The 9470-nt window shown below is 67.4% G+C and carries 9 protein-coding genes; 3 read left to right on the forward strand and 6 right to left on the reverse strand.

What is annotated here, in order from left to right; translation table 11 throughout:
* The coding region (locus tag ACLN58_RS12985; protein WP_415855682.1) for a DAK2 domain-containing protein at positions 1–277 on the reverse strand (277 nt) is incomplete at its 3' end.
* Between the two features lies 1 nt (position 278).
* Entirely contained in the window at positions 279–1280 is a 1002-nt protein-coding gene (dhaK, locus tag ACLN58_RS12990) for a dihydroxyacetone kinase subunit DhaK (RefSeq protein ID WP_415855683.1), read from the reverse strand.
* Between the two features lie 224 nt (positions 1281–1504).
* Between dhaK and ACLN58_RS12995 the strand changes: the two genes are divergently transcribed.
* Together ACLN58_RS12995 and ACLN58_RS13000 are read left to right on the forward strand one after the other, a co-directional pair.
* Positions 1505–2317 (forward strand): COG4280 domain-containing protein, encoded by an 813-nt coding sequence (locus ACLN58_RS12995; RefSeq protein ID WP_415855684.1) that lies wholly within the window; start codon positions 1505–1507, stop codon positions 2315–2317.
* On the forward strand, positions 2314–2535 hold the full coding sequence (locus ACLN58_RS13000; RefSeq protein ID WP_415855685.1) for a hypothetical protein: 222 nt from the start codon (positions 2314–2316) through the stop codon (positions 2533–2535). The genes ACLN58_RS12995 and ACLN58_RS13000 overlap by 4 nt, the downstream gene beginning before the upstream one ends.
* 88 nt (positions 2536–2623) lie before the next feature.
* Here the strand turns inward: ACLN58_RS13000 and ACLN58_RS13005 are convergent, their stop codons facing one another.
* The 3 genes from ACLN58_RS13005 to lysS form a co-directional block, all read right to left on the reverse strand.
* A complete protein-coding gene (locus tag ACLN58_RS13005) occupies positions 2624–5146 on the reverse strand; it encodes an ATP-dependent Clp protease ATP-binding subunit (RefSeq protein WP_415855686.1) in 2523 nt (840 codons plus the stop codon).
* 260 nt (positions 5147–5406) lie between these two features.
* Complete coding sequence (locus ACLN58_RS13010; RefSeq protein WP_415855687.1) at positions 5407–5745, reverse strand: histone-like nucleoid-structuring protein Lsr2; 339 nt, start codon at positions 5743–5745, stop codon at positions 5407–5409.
* 320 nt (positions 5746–6065) lie between these two features.
* Entirely contained in the window at positions 6066–7577 is a 1512-nt protein-coding gene (lysS, locus tag ACLN58_RS13015) for a lysine--tRNA ligase (RefSeq protein WP_415855688.1), read from the reverse strand.
* A gap of 43 nt (positions 7578–7620) precedes the next feature.
* Here lysS and ACLN58_RS13020 point away from each other — a divergent pair, with 43 nt between their 5' ends.
* Positions 7621–8469, forward strand: a complete 849-nt coding sequence (locus tag ACLN58_RS13020) for an alpha/beta hydrolase (protein WP_415855689.1) — start codon at positions 7621–7623, stop codon at positions 8467–8469.
* A gap of 43 nt (positions 8470–8512) precedes the next feature.
* Here ACLN58_RS13020 and panC read toward each other — a convergent pair whose 3' ends face one another.
* On the reverse strand, positions 8513–9427 hold the full coding sequence (panC, locus tag ACLN58_RS13025; RefSeq protein ID WP_415855690.1) for a pantoate--beta-alanine ligase: 915 nt from the start codon (positions 9425–9427) through the stop codon (positions 8513–8515).
* Positions 9428–9470 lie beyond the last annotated feature (43 nt).

The raw sequence follows: 9470 nt of genomic DNA on the forward strand, positions 1-9470 counted from the left end.
ACGCCCGGAGGAACGCCGTGCCGTAGAGCGGGCCGGCCGCGCCACCCACCTTGCTCATGAGCAGCATCGCGGCCACCTTGAGCGCCGCGGCGACGGAGTCGCTCGGGCCCTCGTCAAGCTTCTCGACGACCGCCCGGAAGCCGCGATCCATGTTCTCGCCGTGGTCGCCGTCGCCGATCGCCCGGTCGAGGTCGATGAGCTCGTCGCGGTGCGCCGCCATCACCCGCGCGCATTCGCGGAGCCAGCGGTCGGCCCAGGCTGCATCCAGATCCGTCATCTCACTCTCCCCATCGCAGAGCCGGCGTGTTGACCGGCGCGTCCCACAGTGCCGTGAGCTCGTTGTCGAGCCGCAGCAGCGTCACGGAACAGCCTTGCATCTCCAGCGCCGTGGTGTAGTTTCCCACGAGGCTCCGCTCGACCGTCACGCCGCGCTCGGCGAGCAGCTGGGCCGCGCGCCGGAACACTATGTACAGCTCGGACAGCGGCGTGCCGCCCATGCCGTTGACGAACAGGAGCACCCTCTCCCCCGTCTCGAGGCCCAGGTCGCCGAGGATCGGCTCGAGGAGATGGCCGGCGAGCGCGTCCGCCGGCTCGAGGCCCACGCGGCGGCGCCCGGGCTCGCCGTGGATGCCGATGCCGATCTCGATCTCGTCCTCGCCGAGCTCGAAGCTCGGGCGCCCGGCGTGCGGAACGATGCACGGGCGCAGCGCTAGGCCCATGGACCGCACGTTGGCCACGACCCTCTCGGCGATCGCCGCGACCGCATCGAGCGCGTCTCCCCGCTCGGCGGCCGCGCCCGCGATCTTCTCGACGAGCACGGTCCCGGCGACGCCTCGCCGGCCTGCGGTATAGAGCGAGTCCTCGACCGCCACGTCGTCGTTGACGAGGACCGTCCGCACCTCGATGCCCTCGGCCTCGCACAGCTCGGCCGCCGTTTCGAAGTTGAGCACGTCACCCGTGTAGTTCTTGACGATGAGGACGACGCCGGCGCCCCCGTCCGCGGCTCGGCTCGCCGGGATGATCTGGTCCGGCGCGGGAGAGGTGAAGACGGGGCCGGGGACGGCGGCATCAAGCATGCCACGCCCCACGTACCCCGCGTGCAGCGGCTCGTGCCCGCTCCCGCCTCCCGAGACCAGGCCCACCTTGCCCGGCACCGCCCCGCCCGCGCGCGTCACGTACAGCGGGTCGCGGTGCACGTCGACGAGTTCCCCGTGGGCAAGCCCGAAGCCCTCAAGGGACTCCTCGACCACCGCCCTCGGATCATTGATGAGCTTCTTCACGCCGCTCCTTCGATCGGTTCAGCTGAACGGTCGCCGCGCGCCCCGCGCGTGGGGGAAGCCTCGAGTCCGCCCGGTGTGGAGCCTACCGGGCGGGGTGTGGCTTGGGTAGGCGCATCGCGGCCGACCCAGGGCGTGGTGCTGGCGGGGCGAGCGGAGGTTACTCTGTCTGCGAACGCGCCTTCCCGCATCGGCGACGGCCGTTCAGGCCAGAAGGGGTGGTAGCCATGAGTTCGGCGGCCGTGTGGGGCCTTGCCGTTTCGGTCTTCATAGCGGCGCTCGTGGAGATGGTCGAGGCGCTCACGATCGTGCTGGCCATGGGCGTGACGCGGGGCTGGAAATCCGCGCTGACCGGCGTTGTCGCGGCGATCGTGGCCCTCTCCGCGTTCACGGCGGCGACCGGCTACGCCCTCGCCACGTGGCTGCCGCGCGCGAGCCTCCAGCTTGTAGTCGGGATCCTGCTCCTGATCTTCGGCCTGCAGTGGCTCCGCAAGGCGATCCTGCGTTCGTCGGGGCGCAAGGCGCTCCACGACGAGGCGCTCGTCTACGAGAAGGAGACGAAGGCCGCCGCGGCGGCCGGCAGCGAGATCCGATTCGGCCTCGACTGGTTCTCCTTCGTGGTCAGCTTCAAGGGCGTCTTCCTCGAAGGCGTCGAGGTCGTGTTCATTGTCATGACATTTGGGCTCAACGCCGGGAACATGCCGGTCGCGATCCTCGGCGCCGCGGCCGCGTTCGTCGTGGTGCTGGTGGCCGCCCTCGCGGTCCACGCTCCGCTCACGAGGGTCCCCGAGAACACGCTCAAGTTCTGCGTGGGGTTGCTCCTCGCGACGTTCGGCACGTTCTGGTCGATCGAGGGGCTCGGGAGCCTCACGCCCTCCCACGGTGGACTCGAATGGCTCGGCTCGGACCTCGCCCTGCTGCCGATCCTGGCCGGGTGGCTCCTGGTCTGCGCAGTGCTCATCAGGGTTCTGAAGGTTCGGCCAGCGCCGCCCACCGCGGTCGGTGCGGGCGCGGCCACGGAGGGGAGGCCTAGACCGTGAGATTCGTCAAGGCCTTCCTGCGGTTCTGGTACGACTTCATCATCGGGGACGACTGGAAGATCGCCGCATCAGTCGTGGCTGTTCTGGCCGTCGGGGCGGGGCTCGTGCTCGCCGGGCTCGGCGGCTCGCCGCTGTTCGCGCCGCTGCTTGCCGTGGGGCTTGCGGCAGCGTTCACCGCGGCGCTCGCCATCGACGTGAGGCGGCATCCGAGGGGCTAGGGTCCGGCCAGCCCACGACTAGTCTCGGGTACACCAACGACGGCGGCCCCTCACCCGCGCGAGGTGAGGGGCCGCCGTCGTCCGTTATTTAGGCGCCGAGTTCCTTGTGGCTGCCGCCCTTCGCGGCGGCGACCACCTCGGGGACGCGCGGGCGCGGGGTTCCCGTGAACGTGAACTTCGCGGTGTCCCCCTCGCCGTCGACGTCCACCAGCACGATGTCGCCCGAGGAGAGATCGCCGAACAGGATCCGCTCGGAGAGCTGGTCCTCGATCTCGCTCTGGATGACGCGGCGCAGCGGGCGGGCGCCCATGGTGGGGTCGTATCCGCGCGTCGCGAGTAGGACCTTCGCCTTCTGGGTCAGCTCGATGCCCATGTCCTTGTCCTTGAGCCGCTTCTCGAGCCGCTCGACGAACAGGTCGACGATCTCGATGATCTCTTCCTGCGTGAGCTGCGGGAACACGACCACGTCATCGACACGGTTGAGGAACTCGGGGCGGAAGTGCTGCTTGAGCTCCTCCGTCACGCGGTTCTTCATCCGCTCGTAGCTCGTCTTCGTGTCGGTGCCGGACTGGAAGCCGGTCATGACGCCCTTCGAGATGTCCCGGGTGCCCAGGTTGGTCGTCATGATGATGATCGTGTTCTTGAAGTCCACGACCCGGCCCTGGCTGTCCGTGAGGCGCCCGTCCTCGAGGATCTGCAAGAGGGAGTTGAAGAGGTCCGCGTGGGCCTTCTCTACCTCGTCGAACAAGACCACGGAGAACGGCCGGCGGCGCACCTTCTCGGTGAGCTGGCCGCCTTCCTCGTAACCGACGTAACCCGGAGGGGCACCGAAGAGCCGCGAGACCGTGTGCTTCTCGGAGAACTCGGACATGTCGAGCGTGATGAGGGCGTCCTCTTCGCCGAAGAGGAACTCGGCGAGGGCCTTGGCGAGCTCGGTCTTGCCGACGCCCGTGGGGCCAGCGAAGATGAACGACCCACCGGGACGCTTCGGGTCCTTGAGGCCCGCACGGGTGCGGCGGATCGAGCGCGAGAGCGCCTTGATCGCGTCGTCCTGGCCGACGACGCGCTTGTGCAGCTCGTCCTCCATGTGCAGGAGCCGCGAGGACTCCTCCTCCGTGAGCTTGAACACCGGGATGCCCGTCGAGTTCGCAAGCACCTCGGCCACGAGCTCCTCGTCCACCTCGGCCACGCCGTCCATGTCCCCGGACTTCCAGGCCCGCTCGCGCTCGGCGCGCTCCGAGATGAGCCGCTGCTCCTTGTCGCGGAGCGATGCGGCACCCTCGAAGTCCTGAGCGTCGATCGCGGACTCCTTCTCGAGCTTGAGCCCCGCGATGCGCTCGTCGAGGGCCTTGAGCTCCGGCGGCGCCGTCATCCGACGGATGCGCAGGCGCGCGCCCGCCTCGTCGATGAGGTCGATCGCCTTGTCCGGAAGGAAGCGGTCGCTCACGTAGCGCTCGGAGAGGTTCGCCGCCGCGGCGAGCGCGCCGTCCGTGATCGTGACGCGGTGGTGCGCCTCGTAGCGGTCACGGAGGCCCTTGAGGATCTCGATGGTCAGCGCGACCGACGGCTCGGAGACCTGGATCGGCTGGAAGCGGCGCTCGAGCGCGGCGTCCTTCTCGATGTGCTTGCGGTACTCGTCAAGCGTGGTCGCACCGATGGTCTGGAGCTCGCCGCGCGCCAGCATCGGCTTGAGGATGCTCGCCGCGTCGATCGCGCCCTCGGCGGCACCCGCCCCGACGAGCGTATGGATCTCGTCGATGAACAGGATGATGTCGCCGCGCGTGCGGATCTCCTTGAGGACCTTCTTGAGGCGCTCTTCGAAATCGCCGCGGTAGCGCGAGCCAGCCACGAGGGAGCCGAGGTCAAGCGTGTAGAGCTGCTTGTCCTTGATCGTCTCCGGGACGTCGCCCCGCACGATCGCCTGGGCGAGGCCCTCGACGACGGCCGTCTTGCCGACGCCGGGCTCCCCGATGAGCACGGGGTTGTTCTTGGTGCGGCGCGAGAGGACCTGCATGACGCGTTCCATCTCGTGCTCGCGGCCGATCACGGGATCCAGCTTGTTCTCGCGGGCGGCCTGCGTGAGGTTGCGACCGAACTGGTCGAGTACCACGGAACCGGCGGGGCTGCCCTCGGGCTGGCCGGGACCGGTCCCGGCGGACGCCGTCTCCTTGCCCTGGTAGCCGGACAGCAGCTGGATGACCTGCTGCCGCACGCGGTTGAGGTCGGCGCCAAGCTTCACGAGCACCTGGGCCGCGACACCCTCGCCCTCACGGATGAGGCCCAGAAGGATGTGCTCCGTTCCGATGTAGTTGTGGCCGAGCTGAAGCGCCTCGCGGAGGGACAGCTCGAGCACCTTCTTGGCACGCGGCGTGAACGGAATGTGGCCGGACGGGGCTTGCTGCCCCTGCCCGATGATCTCCTGCACCTGTTCGCGCACACCGTCCAAGGAGATTCCGAGGGACTCGAGCGCCTTCGCGGCAACTCCCTCCCCCTCGTGGATGAGGCCCAGGAGGATGTGCTCGGTGCCGATGTAGTTGTGGTTGAGCATGCGGGCCTCTTCTTGGGCCAGCACGACCACGCGGCGGGCGCGGTCTGTAAATCTCTCGAACATCGCTCGAACTCCCCGGTCTTGCTGATTGGGTGCAGGCTGCCAAAGACAGCACTGGCGCGTACATCGATGCTACGTGCAGGGGCCCCGCCGCACACTGCTGTTCGCCACAGGGTGAACCCGCCGGTAGCTACGCAGATGCCCAGACGGGGATCCCGGCCTTTTGCACAATCACTGGAGAATTCGCAAAATCGCATCACAAATGCGAAGAAACCCTGCACATTGTTGCGCCGGGTTTCTTCGCGTGATCGGTGAGGGCTAGGTCAGCCGTTCGCCTTGTGGTAGGCCTCTTGGATCTCCGCCTGGATTCGGCCGCGGCTATTCACGCTGTAACCGTTGTCGCGGGCCCACTGGCGGATCTTGGCGGATTCCGAATTGCGCGAGCCGCCCGTGCCAGCGGCCCGGCGGGGCGCCTGCGCACCGCGAACCGAGGACTTGCGGGCCACCGAAACGTATTCCTGGAGAGCCTCGCGCAGTTTGGCGGCGTTCGTGTGGGAGAGGTCAACCTCGTAGCTGGACCCGTCGAGGCCAAAACGAACGGTCTCGTCAGCCGAGCCGCCGTCCAAGTCGTCAACGAGGATGATCTTGACTTTCTGCGCCATGGGTTACTCTCTCTGTCGGTGCTGGGGGGATACGGGCTGTCACTCAAGCACTGCACACAGCAAGCTGGCCGGCAATTCGGCTATCCGGTTATCAGCGAGCGGTTATTGCACTGCCATTATGCTTCCGTACCGGCACCGTCGTCAAAACGAATCACCCGGCTGTTGGGGAACTTTTTCCCTCGTCCCTCTGCTGCGCTTCCCTTTCGGCTTGGGCCAAGGCCTCGCGCTCCGACTTGTCCGCGTTGAATATCGCCCGGATGGCGAACCAGAAAATGAGTCCAACGACGATCGGGGGAAGCAGGACGGCTAGGTAATCCATGTTAGTTTGCCTCGGGCTTGAGCAGAGGGAAGAGGATAGTCTCGCGAATGCCCGCCTGCGTGAAGAGCATCACGAGCCGGTCGATTCCGAGGCCGATGCCGCCCATGGGAGGGGCGCCGTATTCGAGTGCGCGGAGGAAGTCCTCGTCGAGCTGCATCGCCTCGTCGTCGCCTTCGGCTGCAAGCCTGGACTGCTCGCTGAGGCGCTCGCGCTGGATCACGGGGTCGATGAGCTCGGAGAAGGCGGTGCCGCGCTCCATCCCGCCGATAATGAGGTCCCATGCCTCGATAAGGCGCGGATCCTCACGGTGCGGACGCGCGAGCGGCTGCGCCGAGGGCGGGTAGTCGTAAACAAAAGTCGGATTCAGGAGGGTCGGTTCGACAATGTCGCCGAAGAGCTCGATCACAGCCTTCTCGGTGGTCCACAGGGGATCGGTCTTGACACCGTGCCGATCGCCAATCTCCAAGAGCCGTTCGAGCGGAGTGTCAGGCGTGACCTCTTCGCCCACAGCCTCGGAAAGGCCCGGATAGACGCCAAGCCAACGCCATTCGCCGTCAAGGTCGATCATGCCCTCGGGCGTATCAATCTTCCGGGTCCCCACAACGTCCGCGGCGTTGAGGATGATCTCCTTCATGCGCTCCGCCATGGTGAATTGGTCAGCATACGCTTCATAGCATTCGAGAGTTGTAAATTCCGGGCTGTGAGTCGAATCGACGCCTTCGTTACGGAAAACCCGGCCGATCTCGTAAACCCGCTCGATTCCGCCCACAACCGCTCGCTTGAGGTAGAGCTCGGTGGCAATGCGGAGCGTCATCCTCTGATCGAAGGCATTGACATGCGTCTCAAACGGGCGGGCGGTCGCGCCGCCATGAATGAGGTTGAGCATGGGCGTCTCGACCTCGACGTATCCGTGCGAATCGAGGGTGTCGCGTACGGACTTGGTGACCTTTGCGCGCGTGTAGACCATGTCACGCGCCTCTTCGCGCACGAGTAGATCCACATAGCGCTGGCGAACCCGCGTTTCTTCGCTGAGCTCAGCGTGAAGCGTGGGCAGCGGGCGCAGCGCCTTGGAGGCCATTTTCCACTCATCGGCCATGACGGATAGCTCGCCGCGCTTCGACGAGATGACCTCGCCATGGATGAACACGTGGTCACCGAGATCCACGAGCGCCTTCCAGTCGGCGAGGCGTTCCTCGCCGACGTTGGCGAGGCTCAACATGGCCTGGAGCCGGGTGCCGTCGCCCTCCTGGAGGGTCGCGAAACACAGCTTGCCGGTGTTGCGGACAAAGACGACGCGACCGACGACGCCGACAAAGTCGCCCGTCGCGGTGTCCGGCTCGAGATCGGGGTGCTTCTCGCGGACCTCCGCGAGGGAGTGACTGCGCTCGAGCTTGACCGGATAGGGCTCCTCGCCGCGCGCGATCAACTTGCCGCGCTTCTCAAGGCGAACATGCATCTGTTCGCTCGCGTCGGCCGGCTCGTTCCCTCCGGTGGCGGTATTCTGTGCAGTCACAGTCTTCAATTCTAAGGCAGGCTGCGTGGGCTAGGCTCATTCCATGGCAGCTACCCAGATCCACGCCTCGACTGTCGCGACGCGGGACGGCGCGGTCCTCGAGCTGCTCACTGCCTCGGGCGGGGACAAGCAGGCGGAGGGGGGCGTCGTCGTCGTCCACGGCTCGATGGTGACCGCGGACCTGTACCGCGAGCTCGCGCTGCGCCTTGCGGAGTCGCTGGGGTCCCCGGTGCACGTGTACAACCGGCGCGGGCGTGGCGCCTCCTCGCCGCAGCCCGAGAACTATTCGCTCGGCGTCGAGATCGCGGACCTCGGCGCCGTCCTCGCGCACACCGGTTCGCAGGCGGTGTTCGGGCATAACTATGGGGGCTGCATCGCGCTCAACGCGGGCCGCACGCTCGACATCACGCAGCTCGCCGTCTACGACCCCATCATCTCGTTCAACGGAAGCTACAACGCCGACTGGCTTGACGACTACGAGGCCGCGCTCCGCCACCACGACGAGGAGAAGGCCCTCGCCGTGCTGCTCCGTGGGCTTCAGGCAGCGGGACCCATCTCCAAGCTTCCGCTTCCCATCCTCACGGTGCTCAACCGGATCGGGAGCCGCACGCAGCCCGGAAAGACGCTCACGCGCCTCCTGCCCACGGGTCCGCGCGAGATTCGTGCGGTCGTCGCGGCCGATTCGAAGGCCAAGCCGTTCGAGCAGCTCCCCCTCGAGACTCTCGTCCTTGTGGGCGGGGCGAGCCCCGAATACTTCTCCGAGGCGAAGGACAAGCTCGACGACGTCCTGCCCGCCTCAGACTTCGACGTCCTCCCGCGGCTCGCGCACGACGCCCCCGAGCGCCCGGCCAAGGCCCTCATCGATAGGCTGACCGAGTTCTTCTCGAGCTGAGTGTCTCAGGTACGACAAGTAGCCGTACCCGAGACGGGCGGGGTCAGCGGGCCTTCAGCGGCATGTTGTCGATGAGCCGGACGTCCCCGACCTTCGCGGCCACGATCGCGAGGGCCTCCCCCGTGAAAGGCGTCTCGCGGCAGGCGAACGCGAGGGGCTCGAGCGTGTCCGGATCCACGACGTCGAAGTAGTCGAGCTCAACGCCCGGCTGCGAGGCGATGAGGGCGACGGCGTCGTCCGGCTCGAGCGGTTCGTGCGCTGTGGCGCGTTCGTCCACGAGGCGCAGCGCCCGCGAGAGCACGAGGGCCGCCTCGCGCTGCTCGGGGCTGAGGAATTGGTTGCGGCTCGAAAGGGCCAGGCCGTCCTCGGCGCGGACGATCGGGACGCCGACCACGTCGACCGGGAAATCCAGGTCCTTGACCATGCGGCGCACGATCGCGAGCTGCTGCGCGTCCTTCTGCCCGAAGTACGCTCGGAACGCGGCGGGCCGGCTAGCGACCGGCGCCGGGAGGGCGAGGTGGAAGAGCTTCGCGACGACCGTGAGCACGCCGTCGAAATGCCCCGGACGCGACGCCCCCTCCCACTTGTCCGCGAGCGGCCCCGCCGTCACACGCACGAGCGGATCCCCACCCGGGTACATCTCCTCCACGGCGGGGGCGAAGGCGAGGTCGACGCCGACCGACTCGAGGAGCGCCGCGTCCGCCTCGAGCGTGCGCGGGTACCGTTCGAGGTCCTTCGGGTCGCCGAATTGGAGCGGGTTGACGAAGATGCTCGCGACGACGACGCCGTTCTCCGCGACTGCGGCCTCCGCGAGCATTCGGTGGCCGCTGTGGAGGGCACCCATCGTGGGCACCAAACCCAGTGAAACCCCGCTCCCCCGTCGCCCCCCGTGCTCAGCGAGCAGGCGCGCGATCTCCGCCCGCAATTCAGCCTTCGTGTGGACGACCCTGATGGCCATTCAGCGTTCCTCCTCGGGACCGTCGTCTTGGGGAGCGAGCGCC

The organism is Sinomonas sp. G460-2, from assembly GCF_047759905.1.
GTDB lineage: Bacteria > Actinomycetota > Actinomycetes > Actinomycetales > Micrococcaceae > Sinomonas.

Bases quoted from the DNA above. Each gene is read 5' to 3' on its own strand.
- ACLN58_RS13020 (WP_415855689.1), top strand. From the start codon at position 7,621: ATGGCAGCTACCCAGATCCACGCCTCGACTGTCGCGACGCGGGACGGC.
- ACLN58_RS13010 (WP_415855687.1), bottom strand. From the start codon at position 5,745: ATGGCGCAGAAAGTCAAGATCATCCTCGTTGACGACTTGGACGGCGGC.
- ACLN58_RS12995 (WP_415855684.1), top strand. From the start codon at position 1,505: ATGAGTTCGGCGGCCGTGTGGGGCCTTGCCGTTTCGGTCTTCATAGCG.
- ACLN58_RS13005 (WP_415855686.1), bottom strand. From the start codon at position 5,146: ATGTTCGAGAGATTTACAGACCGCGCCCGCCGCGTGGTCGTGCTGGCC.
- panC (WP_415855690.1), bottom strand. From the start codon at position 9,427: ATGGCCATCAGGGTCGTCCACACGAAGGCTGAATTGCGGGCGGAGATC.